The following is an 18994-nucleotide window of genomic DNA, read 5'->3' as shown; positions in this document are numbered from 1 at the left end:
GCGACTAAGATAGTGTAATTATCCAAATTTTTACGATGTTTGTAAGTCATTAAGGCCGAAACAAACAATCCTCTGCATGTTGATACGATCCATAAAGACCAGTAACAGCTCCATTAGCAGGAAAGTGTTCAGAGGATTTATCATTATCCTGCTGATGCTATTGCTTGTATCGGCTGCTACCATTTACGGATTCCAAAGACTTAATCACTGGATCGAAAGTACGGAGAAGGTTGACCAGTTGCTTCGCCGAATTTACCTTGCCCGTATTGAGACCCGTAGCTTCTCCTTCTACAGTGAGACAACCGATATCTCGGTCGTTGACAGCCTTATCAATGAAATCAATAATGCTCTTGAGGATGCAAGGAATACACGGCTTTATTCAAAAAGTCGTACAGAATTGGAGCCGGTGGATGAATGGATTGATAAGTTCCATTCCTATTGGTTTAAGTTTATAAGTCTTCACGACAAGAGACTCCGTACCGAGCAACGTATGGATTCTCTATTTCACAGGATATTCCTGGCTGCCCAGGAGCCGCTACCGCGGCCTCCTGCAGGTTCAGCTCTCGCTAAGGGTGATGGAGTACATAACGAACTTCTGTTTCAATTACTTCATATCGAAGCTATTGAGAAGGAGATATGGGATTATCCCAGAGTTGTTGTAAGTCCCGATTCTGTAAGAATGGTGTTCCAGCGTATCAGGGCCCTTATTCCTCCCGAGGACATTGTCGCACCGGGGTCACATGCCGGTCAGGTACTTAAAAGCCTCAGCAGAGATCTCAGTGCTTATCAGAATGAAACCCTTGAACTGGCAAAGGCAATCTACGAGTTAAAGGAAGCAGAAGACATGCTGGTTGACAGTTCCCTGGCCGTACAGAAAACGGTAGAGGATGCCAACAACTATCACAACCAGGCGATGAAAGACTGGTCCAGATGGAGCCTTTGGATTATAATGATCATCATTGTCTCCTCTATTGCTTTCGGCTTTATAATGGCCATCCTTTATATAATAAGAGTTGCCGGTGAAGAGAAGCTAAGGGAGGCTAAGGATAAGCAGCTGGAAGAAAACAGAAAACTGCTAAATGATGTAATAAATAATAGTGCATCACTTATTTATGTCAAGGACCTGACGGGGAGATATACCTTGGTCAATCAACCTATGGAGGAGCTGCTTGGTATAGAGGCTCACCGTATTATCGGAAGAACTGATGAGGAAGTCTTTCCGCCTGAATATGCTCTACTTATTAGCAGCAATGACAAAGAGGTTATAAAGACCGGTAAACCCATACAGGTAGAGGAATACATGGAGTCATCCTCTGGAAGGCGTACCTTCCTGTCTAACAAATTCCCTATACAGAACCAGGATGGAGAGGTAGTATCAATCGTGGGGGTTTCTACCGATATTACTGAATTGCGCAAGGCTCTCTCAGATCTTGAAAGGAGCCGTGAAAACTACCGTAACATTGTGTCTAACGTACCCGGTGTTGTATATATATGCCAGAATGATGCAATGCGTACAATGCTTTTCATAAGCGGTGGGGTAGAGAAGCTTGTTGGACTTGGCATAAACTCATTTATAAAGGAGGGACAGTCTCTTATCCCATTCATCGAGAGAGAGGATGAGATAAAGGTGAGGGAGATTATCCGGCAGGCTGTACTGCGACAGAGACCATATGAGATGGAGTACAGGATTCGAGACCTTATGGGCAACCGTAAGTGGGTCTATGAGAAGGGGATGCCAGTATACGAACCTGATTCAACCAAGGTCACCCTTCAGGGGGTAATCATAGATATTACTGCACAAAAGGAAGCTCTGTCTGAGCTAATGCTGAGGGACAGACTTCTTGAAAGTGTTACCGAAGCAGTCAAGGAACTTATTGCAAATGATGATCCCAATGAGGCACTGGTTAGAGCTCTAAGCGTTATGAGTGCAGGTGCAGATGTGGACAGAGCCTTTGTTTTTGCCAACAAACAGGGTGGAAGCAATTCCAAAGTCTTTATCGAACACCTTGTCGAGATTGACCGTTCGGTGCTTGCTCCTATCAACAGGACTAATTTCGAACCTGTACCTTATGATTCTGTGTCTACGACATGGTATCACAGATTTACCCATGGTAAGGAGGTGGCTGAAAACTACCGCACTGCAAGTCCTGCAGAGGCAAGCTTTATGAAGAGCATGAATCTCAGTTCTATTATGCTTGTTCCCGTGTTTATGAAGGACCGGTTCTGGGGCTTCCTGGGCTTTGGGAACAATAATCTACCGGGCAACTGGAACGAATCTCATATAACGCTTTTCAAAGCTTTTGCTGCTACACTGGGTATCGTGCTGATGCGAAACGAGAGTGCTATCGAACTCCAGAAAGCCAAGGAGGCAGCGGAGGCCGCAACAAGGGCCAAGAGCGATTTCCTTGCACGTATGAGCCATGAGATACGCACTCCTCTTAATGCCATAATCGGTTGGACTCACCTGGGTATTGAGAAAATGGAATCATCAGAACATTCGGGTTACCTGAAAAGAATTCAGTCGTCTTCACGCTCCTTGCTAGGTATTATTAATGACATCCTCGATTTCTCTAAGATCGAAGCCGGTAGGCTCGATCTCGAACATATTGACTTCGACCTTGAGTCGGTTTTGCAAAACCTTGCTGATATAGTGTATTTCCGTGCTTACGAAAAGGGACTTAACCTGATTTTCAACTGTGATCCACAGGTGCCACTCGACCTTATTGGTGATCCGATGCGTATTGAACAGGTATTGGTCAACCTTGTAAACAATGCAATAAAGTTTACCGATCAGGGTGAAGTGATTGTAAATATTTCCCTTAAGTCGGAGGATGAGGGTAAGGCAGAACTCCTCTTTGCTGTTTCAGATACTGGTATCGGACTGAAGGATGATCAAAAAGCCAATCTTTTCAAGGCCTTTACGCAGGCCGACGTTTCTATAACAAGGAAATACGGTGGTACAGGTCTGGGACTAGCTATTTGTAAGCGACTTACCAATCTGATGGGTGGAACTATCTGGGTTGAAAGTGAATATGGCTCCGGCAGTACTTTCTTCTTTACAGTGAAGGCAGATATGCAAAAGGTTCAAAAGAAGGAACAGATGCGCAAGGCATTTGAGTCTGACGGAGAATTGGTCCTTGTTGCAGATGCTGGACGTACCACGAGCAATGCCTTCAGGAAGATGCTACAATACTTTGGTTTCAACGCAAGGGCTGTTAACTCCCGTAAGGATCTGCAGGTAGAACTTGAGAATGTGAGAAAGCTGGATCCGTTCAGGATTTTGTTCCTTGATACCAATATTTTTGGAGCTGATAATGTTCTGGCTCTTGAGAGACTTGACAAGTACAAGGACTGTTTTGAACATCTGGTTCTATTCTGCACTCCATTTAATGAAACAGACCTAAAACGCCTTGTAGAGAACACCAATATTGTATTGCTCAACAAGCCTGTCAACTACACCCTGCTGTTTGATGCAATAATGGATGTGCTAGGTGGGGGTGTGGCAGGCGAAGGCCATGCCCCAAGGAGAAAGTTGTACAGGGATATGATTCGTGAAAGGAAACCACTCAGAGTACTTGTAGTAGATGACACTGCAAGTAATAGGGTGTTGGCTATGGAACTGCTGGCTATGGCATCGATAAAGTCGGATGTTGTCTCAGGAGGAAAGGAAGCAATAGACCTTGCTCTCTCGTACAAGGGCAAATGTCCCTATGACCTGGTTCTTATGGATATCAACATGCCTGAGATGGATGGCTTTGAAGCAACACGTAAGCTTAGAGAGGTAGCGGGCTGGAAGGATATTCCAATTGCTGCAATGACGGCAGATGCCTTTGCCGATGTGGAGCCCAAATGTCGTCAGGCTGGAATGAATGATATGGTGGCCAAACCCATAGACCCTGAAGACATGTTCAAGGTAATTTACCGCCTTGTATTTGGGCCTGAAGAAGTTGATACTGAGGTAACCGGCGTTGAGGATGAAACAGTTGTTTATGATTTTCCTGAGCTTGAAGGACTGAATGTTCAGGCTGGAATAAAGAGGATGGGAGGTCGCAGTGATTTGTACAAACGTCTGCTTAGAGGTTTCTGTCATGATTACAGGCAGTTTGAAGACAACTACAGAGAACTTGAAAAGGCCGGAAATACTGAAGGTATAAGGCGTATGCTCCACTCTCTCAAGGGTATGGCCGGCACTATGGAAGCATCAATTATCTATCCATTGTCAATACAGACCGAGAAGGCATATAAGGAAAACGATCCTCAGTTTGAATCCCTATTTGCAGATCTTGTAAGAGAACTGAATCTTATGATCGATAGGCTTGAGAATCTGTAGAATACAGATTGACAGGCGGGTGTTTGGGTCAGGTTTTGCAACCGACTGGTGTTTTTTTACGTATCGTTTTCTATGATCGCTGCACGTTGCCTGTGATAAGAAAATAGCTTATAGTATGAAGAAAAGCTGTATCCAACAAGTTCCTGGCTTGCTATTACTTTGCCTTGGATTGCTGATCCTGATGCTTTCATCTTGCTCGCTTTCTTCTGGTGATAAAACCGGACTCCCTTCATTGCCGCTTATCTCAATTGATTTCGACGGAGAGGTAGTTAACTCTGGAGTGTTACCTGTGGTTTTTAGGGGACATGGAAATGTGAGCTATACAGATGGAGTAGATGGCCAGGCTCTCGATTTGTCTCATACGGCATTATTCAGAAAACCTATAATAGTATCAAATGATCAGGTGACAAGGATTACGGACTATCCGGGAACTACCTTGTTGCTGTGGACCAGGTTATCGCCGTATGACTTTAATAACTATGTAATAGTTGGTCAGAAGAACGAGATAGAAGATTTTGAACCCTTTGGATGGACCATTGAGACCGGGAATTATGGTTCATGGAGCTGGCATATGACAGATGGAGTCAATGAAGCTCACTATAATCCGCTTCCTTCCAGACAACCTATCAATGACGGGAAATGGCACATGGTAGGTTTTTCGGTAAACTTCCAAAAGAAGGAGGTAAGACTATATTATGACGGAGTAACTGTAGCCATATATTCACTTGCACAAGAGGACTTTTCGATTTTCAACAGTCGACTTTTTATTGGTGCAGACCCTTATTCTGCCGATCCTGTAATAGACTGTTACAATGGAGTAATCGACAATCTGACGGTTTGGAGCCGGGTGTTGAGTGACAGTCAGGTAAAGGCGATTTTTGAACAGTATAAAGCTCCAGGTTTCAAACAACGTATGACTGTTCCTGATACTATTTCAGTTATGAGTTGGAACACCTGGGGAGGAGGTGTGCGTTCCGGTAAGTTTGTCGGTGTCCACAGAATTGCAGAAATAATACGTGAGTCAGGTGCTGATATAATATCAATGCAGGATGGCTTTGGGACTGAAGTGACTGTTGCTGAAATCCTGGGTTTTTATCTATACAAGAGAAGTGGTGGCTTGAGTGTGATTAGCCGCTATCCTCTGGGGGAAACTTATGATATATACAGAAGGAGGGCTTCTGGTGCAGTAACTGTAGAACTACCCAACGAAAATCCGATACTGTTTTGTCCGGTATATCTAAACTTCTCACCAAATAACGGCCCTTATATTATGTCTGGAGTTGCTGATCCAGATACATTGATGGCCAGGGAACTGGAAAGTCGGGGTGCTGAGATGCGATATATAGTTTGGGAACTTCAAACCTTGGTAGACCGTAATGATGATGTTCCACTTATACTTGCTGGTGATTTTAATTCGGGTTCTCATCTTGACTGGACTGAAGAGAATAAAGACCTGCATTATGGAGTTGCTCTCGAGTATCCCGCTACTTATGCATTGACCAGGGCAGGCTTTATTGACAGTTACCGTCAGCTCTATCCTGATGTAAGGGCATGGCCGGGACATACCTGGTCCCCAATTTTTAAAGAAGTACTTCACGATAGGGAAAGCTTTATCTTTTACAATGGATCCAGACTTGAACCCTTGCATTCAAGGGTAATTAATACACATGAGCTTGGCTTTCCTTCCGATCATGGAGCACTAATCACATCATTTAAGCTAAAAAAAAGTGATTTGAAGTAAGGGTTTTTTGTAATAATTTGGTCATTAGTTTAAATAGCAATTATTCAATGACCTTATCTGCGTTCGGTACAAAGAGTGACTCTGTGATTAATGAAACAGTATTTGAGATGCTGTTTAGGACTCACTATGCTTCTTTGGTGGTCTATGCACGCAGATTCCTCAACGATACCGATGCTGCAAGGGATGTGGTGCAGTCTGTTTTTATTCGTGTCTGGGAACGACGTGATGAAACCCCGATAGTCAACATTAAGGGTTACCTGGTTCAGTCAGTTCGCAACAGATGTATAAGCCTGATAAAGGATAGAAAAAGGACCGGAACCATAGAAGAGGCTGGTAGGCTAAAGGATGAAGAACCGGAACTGCCGGACAATGAACTTATTGAAAAAGTACAGGAAGTAATAGCAATGCTTCCTCCACAGTGTCAGAGAGTTTTTGTAATGAACCGCTTTGATGGTATGAAATACAAAGAGATTGCCGATAATTTGGGTATCTCGGTCAAGACAGTGGAGGTTCACATGGGTAAGGCCCTTAAGTTTATTAGGGAGAAATTACCAGCAGCAATATATAGTTTACAAAGGTCCTAAACCAACCTCAGCAAAACGCAAAGATGATGAATACAAGTAATATGATAGACGAGATCAGGGCAGCCAGGATCCTGGCAGGTGAAGCATCCGATGCTGAGCTTAAGGAGCATAAACAGCTTCTTGAATCAGATTTAGGATATAGGGAGGAATGGAATGAATGGCTGAATGCGTGGCAGCTTGGTGATGATGCTGTGCTCCAGATGAATATCGATACTGATGGGGCTTTAGCTGAGTTGCTTGAAAAGGCCAAAACCAGGACTGTTGATGTTTCGGTTAGGAAAATCCGGGTCAGGGTGATGCGTTTGGCAGCTGCAGTAGCAGCTGTACTTACTATCGGCATTGGAATGAGATACTTGATCGACAACAGCAAATCCGAGTATCTGAACTACATAGCAGGGGACAGACTTCCTATGGAGATAAGCCTAAGCGATGGTAGTAAGGTAACACTCAACAGGGGAGCCAGCCTTGAAGTTGTACAACCTTTCAGGGGAAAGGAACGACGGGTAAGCCTCAGCGGCGAGGCCTGGTTTGAAGTTGCCCCTGATTCGAAGCATCCCTTTATAGTAGGTTCAGGCGAGTTTGAGGTCAGGGTCGTTGGTACCCAGTTTAATGTCCGTAATGTCGAAGGTGCTGAGACCTTCAATGTCGAGGTTCTTGAGGGTATTGTCGACCTGGTCAGACTTACAGGTACAGATTCACCACTTAGACTAAAAGCAGGTGATGGAGCTGTTTTCTATCACAGGACCAAAACTCTTGATAGGGTTAGATTCAGCATGAACAACATTGCCTGGAAAAGCGGTCGTATTAGTTTTGATGACAGTCCGCTGCTTGATGTTTTTGCAACTCTCGAACGAGTGTACGGGACCAGGCTAGTGGCCAATGATGCATCAATCCTTCAGGAAAGACTGGTTGGCACTTTCGCCTATGACGATTTCGATCATATCATCGATGTTGTATGCAGAACCTTCAATCTGCGATATGAGGGTGACAGCGCCATGATCATGGTATATCGAAACAACTAATTATGCAAGGCAGGGCTTATAGAAAACTGTTTATTCTGCAATGCTTATTGTGGATACTGTCTTCGTTTTATGAACCCTGCACAGCACAGGATCCTGCCACCGGCAGGATCCAGATCAGCTATTCTCAGCTTATTGATACACTTAAAGTCATTCACGGTCTTGATTTTGCCTATGACGCCCTGGCTATAAATGCTGATTCAGTAATATTGGCCGATCCGGCAGATTTTTCTGACAAGGGAAGGATAATCTCCTTTTTTGAGAATGACACTGTAGAGGTTAATATCATTGGCAGTCAGGTGATAATTGGGCGTAAGGCACAAAAGGATGATCCACTACCGGGGATTATTACAGTGAGTGGAACTGTTGTTGACGCAGCATCATTAATGGGTATTCCCGGAGTCAACATCTTTGTTGAGGGTCATGCACTGGGAACAAGTACAAATCTTGACGGCCACTTTGTCTTCAAGATTCCTGCTACGATGGCAGGGCAACACTTGCTGTTTTCTGCCCTTGGTTATCAGGGTACGGGCATTAGCATCCCCGAAACAGATACTATCATTGAAATTGGGATGAAGAGTCATTCAATCTGGTTGCCTGAGGTCAGGATTACAAGTGTGGATCCGTTGAGGGTAGTAAGGGAGGTAGAAAGGAGAAGCAAGGCAAATTACTCTTCAGATCATATGCTGCTTACGGGATTTTTCAGGGAGACCATCAAGCAGAATGGTCACTATGTTGACGTCTCGGAAGCTGTTATAGAGATTGTAAAGCCTCCATACAACAGAATCTCTGAGTTGGAGAGAGTTCGCTTTGTAAAGGGCAGGAAGGGTAGTGAGACATCGGCTATGGATCTTGTAAGGTTTAGGCTGGTAGGAGGACCCTACTATTTTTCGCAACTTGATATTATCCGAAACGGCGATTTTCTCCCCAAAGCTGAGTTGGCTCAGGAGTATAAGTACTCTTACAATGGGATGGATGAGGAATTTGGAAAACCGGTGTATAGGATTGGTTTCAAACCAGAAAGCGATAAAGAAGGAATTTATTATGAGGGTGAGATGCGTATTGACACTGTGTCTTTGGGTATGGTAAGTATTGACTTCAAGATGACTGAACCATCGCTTAAACGTAGCCGTAGCATGCTTATCAAGAGTGATGCCAAGCGGTTTAAGACCAAACCTTATTATGCCCGCTATCTGGTACAGTATCGGCCATGGAACGGGATCTGGGTGCTGTCAAAGGTAAAAGGTGAGTTAAGTGTAAGAATCTATGACCGTTCTGAAAAGGAAAAATCTGTATTTGAGACCGTTTCCGAACTGCTTATTACTGACTTTGAACAAACTATCGGGCGTATCAGATTCCCAGCTTCGGAATATTTCAGACCTGCCTATTCTCTTTCTGATCAGATAGGAGAGTTTGATCCCGATTTTTGGAAGTTCTACAATGTTATAAGTCCTGACGAAGCTCTGGAGTCAGTGCTTAAGCAAAGGAATCCCACTGAGTAAGCCGTGTGGCTGAATAAGTATTTGTGTGAGGTCCTTCCTGCAATGATTTTCAGTTTTTGTCGTTTATTATACCGTAAGGGATGCTGATTATTTGGCTTAAAATGCTAAATTTATTGCGCAAAGCCCTTAATGAAGTATAATAAATTCTTCTCTATGTCAAAAACTGAGACAAACATACATCATGCGGAAGTCTTTGGGATGCCTTCCAAAGAATTTGACAGGGTTGTCGAAATACTGGACAGGAATCCCAATCTCCTTGAACTTGAGATTTTCTCAATATTGTGGTCTGAGCATGCAAGCTATAAGCACTCACTGAAGTGGCTGAAACTGCTTCCTCGAAGTGGTTCCAATGTAGTTGTAGAAGCTGGAAGGGATATTTCCGGTGCTGTTGACATTGGAGATGATGAGGTTTGTGTGTTCAAACTGGAGTCTCACAATCACCCATGCGCGGTCCAACCCCGTCTAGGTGCATCTACAGGCCTCAGGGCAGTAACCAGAGATGTATTTGCTATGGGCGCCTTGCCATTGGCCTTCCTTGACTCACTCCGTTTCGGTAATGACAGCAGGGATACTGCACGTTGGCTCTTTGATGAGGTTATCAAGGGCCTTTCAGATTTTGAGAGACGTTTTGACGTACCCATAGTTGGAGGGGAGACCTTTTTCTGCGATACATTCAACTCCAGTCCCATTGTCAATAATATGGTTATTGGCGTAGCCAAAAAAGACGAGCTCGTTTCAGCTGTTGCCAGAGGCAAGGGCAACCTTATTGCGGTCATCGGACTTGCAACCGGAAGCGAAGGGGTTGACGGAGATGCCTTCGCTGCCGATGTGATCACAGGACATGGCACAAAGCAGACCACTTCCGATTTTATGAAGACTGCCGATGTTGAAAAGTCACTTTTCAGAATTATCAGGAAACTTATAGAGGAGAAACTTGTAATAGGTATTCAGCCGGTTGGCGGACAGGGAATTGTTGGTGCCATTACAGAAATGGCAGCCCGTGGTAATTCGGGTGTAACTGTTACAACCAAGGATGTACCCCGCCGTGACGAAGGCCTCTCACCACGTGATATTCTGGTGTCAGAAACCTGGGGGCGTCTGTTGCTGTGTTTTGATCCCGACAAGACAGAAAGAATTAAATCCATTGTACTTGAAGAGGGAGTTGACTTTGGTATCCTTGGAGAAGTAAACGACTCACGCAGGTTTCAACTTATTGAAGAGGGCGGACTACTGGCCGATATTCCTGTCGAATTTCTTGGTCTGGGAGGGAAAGCTCCAGTCTATGATCCTCCTTTTGAAGATGATGATGAGTATCCTGAATCTGTTGATATCGAGACCTTGCCTGAACCTGATCACTACCCTGCTGTGGTTCGCCGGATGATAAGTTCACTCAACCTTGTATCCAAAAAGGACCTCAGCAAGCAGTTTTACAGGTCTCTTAGTGAGGATGACCCAAGTGTCAAGTATCCTTCAGATGCCTCTATTATTGAGGTTAGTGAGAATGGGAAGTCGCTGTTGGCAACCATAGACTGCAACCCGGGCTATATGAATGGGGATGCTTACAAAGGAGCTCAGATTGCAGTTGCAGAGGCAGCCCGTAACATAATTTGTGCTGGTGGAACACCACTTGCTGTATCCGACTGTCTCAATTTTGGTAATCCGGCAGACCCGAAGGCCTATGGGGCCTTCGTGGCATCAGTTAAAGGAGTTGCAGATATATGTAAATATTTCAGCCTTCCGGTAATAAGTGGTAACGTAAGCTTTTACAACCAAAGGTCAGTAGAAGGTCGAATCGTACCCGTCACACCTTCTCCAATAATTGGAATGGTGGGACTGCTTAATGACAAGAAACACCATACTACATTGGCATTCAAGCATAAGGGCGATATGATCTTCCTGATTGGCCGCTCACGCAATGATGTCAATGGTTCTGAATATCTCCGCCGGATTCACAAAATAGATGAGACAGTTCCTCCATTCTTCGATATGCAGGAAGAGCGTGAGCTGCATCAGGTTATTTCAGGCCTGATTAACAAGCAACTTGTAAGGTCCGTGCATGATGTGTCCAACGGAGGCCTCTTCTTTACCCTGCTGGAGTGTGGTATTCCAATCGAATTTGGTTTTGATATTACCACAGATGCCGAGATCCGCAAGGATGCCTTCCTCTTTGGAGAATCCCAGAGTCGCGTAGTTGTGTCAGTTGCCCCTGAGCAGCAGGATGACTTTGTCGATTACATGGTAGAGCAGGAATTCCCATTCTCAATCCTGGGTCACGTGACCAAGGGTGAGGTCAGGATAGATGACGAGTCCTATGGGTTTATTAGCGATATAAAAAAGGACTTTGAATCCTATCTTCAGAAATGGGTTGACGGACTGGTATAGTTAATTGTTATCTTTGCCGTGCAGACCGATGTCGGTCCACCTTTAAGTGCAGGACAGGAAATGAGTGTAAAACCATATAGCCCCGAAGGAGGCTCAAAAAAGGATCAGGTCAGACAGATGTTTGACCATATTGCCCCTAAGTACGATTTTCTTAACAGAACCCTTTCATTTGGCATTGATAAAATCTGGAGAAAAAGGGTTGTCAAGCTGCTTCGAAGGAAAGGAGCAATGCAAATTATGGATGTAGCAACCGGTACCGGAGACCTTGCAATTGCTATTGCAAGGTCGGTCAGGAATGCCGAGATCTGGGGTGTAGATCTCTCCTCAGGTATGCTTGAGCTGGCGGCCAAAAAGGTTGAGAAGAAAGGGTTGCAGGACAGAGTCAAACTACGTCAGGGAGATTCTGAAGCCCTTCCATTCGATGACAATAGCTTCGATGCAATCACAGTAGCCTTTGGGGTAAGAAACTTCGGTGATCTCAACAGGGGGCTGAGTGAGATGCAGAGAGTACTGCGACCAGCTGGTACACTCTATGTACTTGAGTTTTCAAGGCCATCCTCCTTCCCGATAAGGCAACTCTATGGTTTCTACTTTACCCGTATACTTCCTTGGTGGGGAGGGCTTGTATCAAAAGACAAGGCAGCCTATACTTATCTGCCGGCCTCTGTGTTGCAGTTTCCTGATGGTAAGGACTTTGAGGCGGAACTTGAAAAAGCAGGTCTTAAACCTATAAGGTCGTGGAAACAGACTTTTGGTATTGCTACAATTTATATTTCTGAAAAATAGTTGCAATAAATACAGGCTGCCGGCGTTATTAATTTTCCGGATATATCAACGCCTTTACATGAAGCACCTCACGCTTACCCTTTTGCTAATATCAGGATCTCTGTTTGCTCAACCGCAGGCTAAGGTTCCAAATTTGCCATGGTTTGATGACAAGGCTCTCAACTTTGGGTTCCTGATAGGCTTCAATGCAATGGATTACAAAGTGGTGTCAAAAGTTCCGGCTGAGCAGGGACCGGGTGGCCTCAGGTATGCTGATGTAGCTCAACTCAATCCTGGTATTAATATTGGTATGGTCACCAATTTCAGGATCAACCGTTATATAAGCCTTCGTGCCCTCCCTGGCATTAGTTTCGGACAACGTGATTTGCTGTTTGTTTCTGAAAATGGCGTGGAGGATGAGAAACCACTGGCAATCAAGTCCACCTATATAGAAATGCCTCTTGTTGTTAAGTTCAACGGAGCCCGCATGACTAATGTAAAACCCTTTTTTACTACAGGTATCAATCCCCGCTTCGACCTTGCCAAGAGCAAAAAGGATGGATTGATGATTAAGCCATTTGATGTGTACTGGGAACTGGGAGCCGGACTTGACTATTACCTGACTTATTTCAGGCTTTCTACCGAACTAAAGGTGTCAATAGGTCTGATGAATGTGCTGGATCCGAAAGGGACAGGCGAACCCGAAGATGTGTACTATTCGGATGTGCTTGACAGACTTACATCTAGAATGTTCCTGCTTACTTTTTACTTTGAATAGGCTTCCACCCGCCTGAACTCTGCACAGACAATGGCAGCCGAAACTCCCACATTGAGGGACTCCGAACCTCGGGAACCTGAATACATTGGAATGGTTATCTTGTCAGTAATGTATTCAGCTATGTTATCCCTGATGCCCCTTCCTTCATTACCTAGTACTATCACCGAAGGTGTCAGTAACTTTTCCTGATAAAGATTGTTGCCTTCGAGGAAGGTGCCATATACAGGATTGGAACATGACTTTGTATATGTGCCAAGGAATTCAGCAAGGTCAGCATAATGAACTCTAACCCCGGCAAGGGCACCCATTGTGGCTTGAACGACCTTGTTGTTGAAAATATCCACGGTATCCTTGCTGCAGATGATATTGTTGATGCCAAACCAGTCAGCCATCCGTATGATAGTGCCCAGATTTCCCGGATCCTGGATGCCGTCCAAAACCAGAGCCAGTTCCTGTTTAATGGCATTATAATTGATGGTGTACTTGGGCTGTTCGAAAAGTGCCAGTACCTGCTGGGGAGTTATCTGGAAAGAAATGGAGTCCAATTCCTTTTGACTGATCTCGATAATTTCAAAATGAACCAGAACTTTAGGAAGTTCCTTGCCAGGGGCAGCACAGATCAGCCTGGGCTTCATGCCGGATACAATGAGGTCGGAAACTATTTTTGGCCCCTCGGCCAAAAATAGCTTGTACTCGTCACGGAATTTCTTGTTAGCCATTGAGGCTATCAGTTTCTTCTGTCTCTGGCTTAGCATGCTCCAAATATTTTACCTTAATTTGCAAATGTAACTAAAAAGCCGTTATAATAGTTTTGGAATGAACAGGAGAGTGGCCGCTTTTATGCGTAGTGGGGGACTGGCAGTAACTATAATTGTGTTGCTTGCATCGTGCAGCACCACAAAATATGTTGCCGAGAATGAGCGTCTTTTATCCAGAGTTCAGATATACAGCGATGCACGTGATATAAAGCGTTCCGACCTGAAGCCTTATCTGCGTCAACAGGAAAATCTCCGAACCCTCGGTTTCTGGAAGTTTCACCTTGGATTATATAATCTATCGGGCCGCGATGACTCCAAAGGTATTAACAGATGGTTGAAGAACATTGGTGAGGCTCCGGTAATTTTTGATTCAACACTGGTTGACAGATCTGCCGAACAGATCAAACTCTTCCTTAACAATAGGGGCTATTATCTCTCGGATGTCGACTACCAGCTGTCATTTCCATCTGACAAGAAGGCCAAAGTCTCGTATTATATTAACTCAGGTGTACGATACAGACTCAACGAACTATACTACAAAATTGAAGATAAGAGCTTGGAGAGTCTTGTTCTGAATGATACTATTAACCGTTCAATGAGAAGGGGCAGGGGCTTTACCTCCCAGATGCACGAAAGGGAGAGGGAGAGAATTACTGAGACACTGCGAAATAATGGTTACTACAACTTTGCAAAGGAATATATCTATTTCATTGCCGACAGCACTGTAGGCAACTACAGGATTAATGACACTCTAGTGGTTATGAAGCCGGCTGCCAATGCAGCAGGCAGGACTGCAGAAGGTAACCATGCAAGGTATATCATCAATAGCCTGTATTTCCATGTTGACATTGACCCACAGGAATTGTCATTTGAGGATAATGTAGGGATTCCTGCAGCCGACACCCTGGTATATGACGGAGTTCACATTATCTATGAAGGTAAACTGGATTTCAATCCCAACGTGCTGACCAACAGTAACTACATTGTTCCCGGTGATATATACAGATCCAGTTTGGTTGAAAGAACTCAGTCTCTTTTGAGTGGCCTTCAGATCTTTAAATATATAAGTATACGCTTTTATGAAAGACCTGGTGAGAGAGACAAGGATGGCAACTACCTGCTTGACTGTGTAATTCATCTTATTCCGGGTAAGTATCAATCTTATGCTGTTGAGGTAGAAGGCACAAACTCCTCAGGTAATCTGGGTGCTGCCGGTAGTTTGAAATATCAGCACAAGAACCTTTTCAACGGTGCAGAACTCTTTACCTTCAGTACAAGGCTGGCTCGCGAAAACCAGGTCGTGTTACGTGGAGGTAGCGGTGAAAGCTTCAAGACTATCGAATTTGGTTCCGATGTCTCTGTTGTCTTTCCCAAGTTCTTTATGCCTTTCAGAATAGAGGGTTTCAGACAAAGGTATAACCCCAAAACAACAATAGCCCTGGCATATAATCACCAGCGCAGACCAGACTATACACGTACGATATTCAATGCGAGACTCGGTTACAACTGGAGATCTTCAAGATTCAGTACCCACTCACTATTCCCTATCGACTTCAATCTGGTGGATATACCTGCGATATCTCAGAGCTTTCTGGAGTATATCGAGGAAAACCCCTTCCTGCGAAACAGTTACGAGAACCACCTTATTGCCAATATCAACTATAATTATACATACAATCAGCAACAGCTGACACAGCGTAACCGGGATTTCTGGTATTTCAGGTATACAGCAGAGTCGGCCGGTAATATTCTGGATCTGATGGCTCCAGTCTGGGGTTCAGGAGGGGAGGAAGATTATAACACTTTCCTTGGCATAAGGTACGCACAATATTTCAAAACTGACTTTGATATACGTTTCCATAACGCATTTAATCGTAATACATCCCTTACATACCGGCTTTTTGCAGGTGTGGGATTGCCATATGGTAATCTGAATGTGCTTCCCTTTGAAAAGCGTTACTTCTCGGGAGGTGCCAATAGTATCAGAGCCTGGCCCGTTAGAGCCGTTGGACCCGGTACCTTTTCTGATGAGACTACCAGATTTTACAATCAGACTGCAGACATCAAACTGGAAGCAAACCTTGAGTATCGCTTCCCTCTATTCTGGTTGATTGAAGGTGCACTATTTGTAGATGCAGGTAATATTTGGGGTATAAAGAGTGACAGTAGTCCCGAAGGAGGACTCTTTGAGTGGAATAAGTTTTACAAGCAACTGGCGGTGGGAGCAGGCTTTGGTACCCGCTTCGATTTCAGCTATTTTATATTCCGTCTGGATACCGGATTCAAAATCCATGACCCTGCAGTGACAGCAGAACATAATTGGATCCCCTTCAGCCGCTCGTACAAGTGGAGCGATGTAGCATTCAACTTTGCTATCGGTTATCCTTTCTAAAGAATTCTTGGTATTACAAGTATCCTGGGCTTAGCTGTGGGTTTGTGCCAGATTCTGATAGTGTTTATACAGTATTGGATATCAATAAATGACAAAAAAGAGAGGCTGCCCTCGGGGCAGCCTCTTGTGTTACTAGATCTTTATTCTGGATTAAGCCTTACCAGCTGAACCAAGAACGTTGATATTCTTGTGCATGTACAGTTCTTTCAGTACATCTCTTGCAGGACCGAGGTATTTACGTGGGTCGAATTCACCTGGCTTTTCAGCAAGAACCTTGCGAACTGCAGCAGTCATGGCAAGGCGACCGTCTGAGTCAATGTTGATCTTGCAAACTGCTGACTTGGCAGCCTTACGAAGCTGATCTTCCGGAATACCGATAGCAGCGTCAATCTTACCACCATATTGGTTGATAGTATTTACGTGTTCCATCGGAACAGAAGAAGAACCGTGCAATACGATCGGGAATCCGGGTATGCGCTTTTCGATTTCTTCAAGGATATCAAACTTTAATGGTGGGGGAACCAATACACCTTCAGCGTTCCTGGTGCATTGTTCGGGTTTGAATTTGTGTGCACCGTGAGAAGTACCAATAGAGATAGCAAGTGAATCAACACCTGTACGCTTTACAAAGTCTTCTACTTCTTCAGGACGAGTATAGCTTGAGTGTTCTGCAACAACATCATCTTCAACACCAGCCAGTACTCCAAGTTCGCCTTCAACACTTACATCGAATTTGTGTGCATATTCCACAACTTTCTTTGTAAGAGCAACATTTTCTTCATAAGGAAGGTGAGAACCGTCAATCATCACTGATGAGAAACCGTTGTCGATACAATCCTTGCAAAGCTCGAATGAATCACCGTGGTCAAGGTGAAGAACGATAGGTATTGCATAGCCCAGTTCTTTCACATACTCAGTTGCACCTTTTGCCATGTTCCTTAAAAGAGTAGCATTGGCATATTTACGAGCTCCGGAAGATACTTGCAGGATGACAGGTGACTTGGTTTCAACACATGCCTGAAGAATAGCCTGTAGCTGTTCCAGATTATTGAAGTTGTATGCCGGTATGGCATAACCGCCGGCAATGGCCTTGGCAAACAACTCTTTAGTGTTTGATAGACCCAGCTCTTTGTAATGTATTGCCATTTTGTTTATAGTTTAATGATTGTTGTAAATCCTGTTAATCAAGTTTGATTCTCTTAATCAAGCCACAAAAATAAGGAAATCATATCACTTTAGCAATTTCCTGATAAGTGATTGAAGCTTACAAACTATTTATTTTTGTGCGGGTAAACATAAGGAAAAATCACAATTTCGGGCTTTGTGCTTTCAGAATATTAATGAAAATTATATTTTCGTACCTCTATTTAAGTATCAAAATACTTTACAAAATAATTGTATACGGGAATGAGTCACAAAGAACATAAACGCGACGTTTTTTCAAGTAAGTTTGGTATAGTCGCTGCAGCTGCAGGTTCAGCAATTGGTTTGGGAAATATATGGCGTTTCCCATATTTGACAGGAGAGAACGGGGGTGCGGCTTTCTTATTTATATATCTGTTTTTTGTGTTAGCTCTTGGGGTTCCAGTGATGCTGTCCGAGTTTATTATTGGACGGAAATCACAGGCCAATTTTTTCGGGGCATTTAGGAAACTCGCTCCCGGTTCGGGTTGGCCTATTATTGGAATAATGGGGGTTGCAGCAGCTTTTATGATACTTGCATTTTACTCAGTGGTTTCTGGCTGGACCCTTGAATATATAGTTGCTGCAGCAGGCAACTACTTTGCTGACAAATCATCAGAAGAAATCAAGGTTTTCTATGATACAGCAACTGGTCAGTCCTGGCGTCCTATATTCTTTATGCTTGCTTTTATGGCGATTACTGCTTTTATCGTCAAGGCTGGAGTTCAAAACGGTATAGAGAAGGCTTGTAAAATGATGATGCCTTTGCTCTTTGTTATTGTTCTGGTGCTTATTGGTAAGTCACTTTCACTTGAAGGTGCTTCAAAAGGACTCAAGTTTTTATTTCAGCCTGATTTTAGCAAAGTAGAGGGAAGTACCATACTTAATGCGCTAGGCCAGGCTTTTTTCTCCCTTAGTCTTGGTATGGGTGCCATGGCCACCTACGGATCTTATATTAATAAAAATGAATCGCTTGGTCAATCTGCTATATATACATCACTTGCAGACACATTCTTTGCAGTTTTGGTAGGGTTGGCTATTTTCCCTGCTGTGTTTGCCTTCGGGATTGAGCCCAGTGAAGGTCCCGGTCTGGTCTTTGTAATCTTCCCCGGAATATTCAACCAGATGGTTGGTGGGTATTTCTTTGCAGTGATATTTTTCGTCCTGCTTGCAATTACAGCCCTGACATCTACAATTTCATTGCTAGAGGTAGTCGTTCTCTACTTTGTTGAAGAACTGAAGATGAAGCGTACCGTTGCAACCTGGGTTGCAGCTGGTTCAATATCCGCCCTTGGAGTTCTATGTGCAATCAATAGTAGCATTTTTGGTTTCTTTGATTCAACATCTTCGAATATATTATTGCCAATGGGAGGACTACTCACGGTAATCTTTGTTGGATGGGTTCTGGGTAAGACTGTTGTGCGTAACGAACTGGAAGAAGATGGAAGACCTGCTTTTTATTTCAGAATTTTTATCCCTGTAATCAGATTCCTTGCTCCCCTTGCAATAGCAATAGTATTCCTGAATAGTATCGGACTTCTTAAATTTTAGCAGGCTTGAC

General features: G+C 44.0%; 12 protein-coding genes. 10 read left to right on the top strand and 2 right to left on the bottom strand.

The features are described from left to right. The first annotated feature begins 76 nt into the window (after nucleotides 1-76). The 8 genes from M9189_RS08975 (at nucleotide 77) to porT (ending at nucleotide 13101) form a co-directional block, all read left to right on the top strand. On the top strand, nucleotides 77-4330 hold the full coding sequence (locus tag M9189_RS08975) for an ATP-binding protein (RefSeq protein WP_250722495.1): 4254 nt from the start codon (nucleotides 77-79) through the stop codon (nucleotides 4328-4330). Between the two features lie 115 nt (nucleotides 4331-4445). Next, nucleotides 4446-6071 carry a LamG-like jellyroll fold domain-containing protein gene (locus M9189_RS08970; protein WP_250722494.1) on the top strand — a complete coding sequence of 542 codons (1626 nt, stop codon included), beginning with the start codon at nucleotides 4446-4448 and terminating at the stop codon, nucleotides 6069-6071. A 47-nt stretch (nucleotides 6072-6118) separates the two neighbouring features. After that, complete coding sequence (locus M9189_RS08965) at nucleotides 6119-6655, top strand: RNA polymerase sigma-70 factor (RefSeq protein WP_250722492.1); 537 nt, start codon at nucleotides 6119-6121, stop codon at nucleotides 6653-6655. 23 nt (nucleotides 6656-6678) lie between these two features. Then, the gene (locus M9189_RS08960) at nucleotides 6679-7677 is read left to right on the top strand and encodes a FecR family protein (RefSeq protein ID WP_250722491.1); all 999 of its coding nucleotides are present in this window, start codon (nucleotides 6679-6681) and stop codon (nucleotides 7675-7677) included. Between the two features lie 2 nt (nucleotides 7678-7679). Beyond that, complete coding sequence (locus M9189_RS08955; RefSeq protein ID WP_250722489.1) at nucleotides 7680-9176, top strand: carboxypeptidase-like regulatory domain-containing protein; 1497 nt, start codon at nucleotides 7680-7682, stop codon at nucleotides 9174-9176. Between the two features lie 153 nt (nucleotides 9177-9329). Then, the gene (gene purL / locus M9189_RS08950) at nucleotides 9330-11558 is read left to right on the top strand and encodes a phosphoribosylformylglycinamidine synthase subunit PurL (protein ID WP_250722487.1); all 2229 of its coding nucleotides are present in this window, start codon (nucleotides 9330-9332) and stop codon (nucleotides 11556-11558) included. 60 nt (nucleotides 11559-11618) lie between these two features. Further along, nucleotides 11619-12344, top strand: a complete 726-nt coding sequence (gene ubiE / locus M9189_RS08945; protein WP_250722486.1) for a bifunctional demethylmenaquinone methyltransferase/2-methoxy-6-polyprenyl-1,4-benzoquinol methylase UbiE — start codon at nucleotides 11619-11621, stop codon at nucleotides 12342-12344. A 58-nt stretch (nucleotides 12345-12402) separates the two neighbouring features. Continuing rightward, on the top strand, nucleotides 12403-13101 hold the full coding sequence (gene porT, locus M9189_RS08940) for a type IX secretion/gliding motility protein PorT/SprT (protein ID WP_250722484.1): 699 nt from the start codon (nucleotides 12403-12405) through the stop codon (nucleotides 13099-13101). On the opposite strand, the gene M9189_RS08935 is transcribed toward porT, so the two are convergent. Beyond that, on the bottom strand, nucleotides 13089-13856 hold the full coding sequence (locus M9189_RS08935) for a TrmH family RNA methyltransferase (protein ID WP_250722482.1): 768 nt from the start codon (nucleotides 13854-13856) through the stop codon (nucleotides 13089-13091). The two genes, porT and M9189_RS08935, sit on opposite strands and share 13 nt — an antisense overlap. 61 nt (nucleotides 13857-13917) lie before the next feature. Between M9189_RS08935 and tamL the strand changes: the two genes are divergently transcribed. Then, entirely contained in the window at nucleotides 13918-16251 is a 2334-nt protein-coding gene (gene tamL, locus M9189_RS08930; RefSeq protein ID WP_250722480.1) for a translocation and assembly module lipoprotein TamL, read from the top strand. 150 nt (nucleotides 16252-16401) lie between these two features. Here tamL and M9189_RS08925 read toward each other — a convergent pair whose 3' ends face one another. Next, nucleotides 16402-17397 carry a class II fructose-bisphosphate aldolase gene (locus tag M9189_RS08925; protein ID WP_250722478.1) on the bottom strand — a complete coding sequence of 332 codons (996 nt, stop codon included), beginning with the start codon at nucleotides 17395-17397 and terminating at the stop codon, nucleotides 16402-16404. A gap of 261 nt (nucleotides 17398-17658) precedes the next feature. Here M9189_RS08925 and M9189_RS08920 point away from each other — a divergent pair, with 261 nt between their 5' ends. Then, complete coding sequence (locus M9189_RS08920; RefSeq protein WP_250722476.1) at nucleotides 17659-18984, top strand: sodium-dependent transporter; 1326 nt, start codon at nucleotides 17659-17661, stop codon at nucleotides 18982-18984. Nucleotides 18985-18994: the final 10 nt, after the last annotated feature.

Source organism: Xiashengella succiniciproducens, assembly GCF_023674465.1.
In the GTDB taxonomy this organism is placed as follows: domain Bacteria; phylum Bacteroidota; class Bacteroidia; order Bacteroidales; family Marinilabiliaceae; genus Geofilum; species Geofilum succiniciproducens.
The sequence above is the reverse complement of the archived record's forward strand: the minus strand, read 5'-3'. Positions and strand labels throughout refer to the sequence as shown.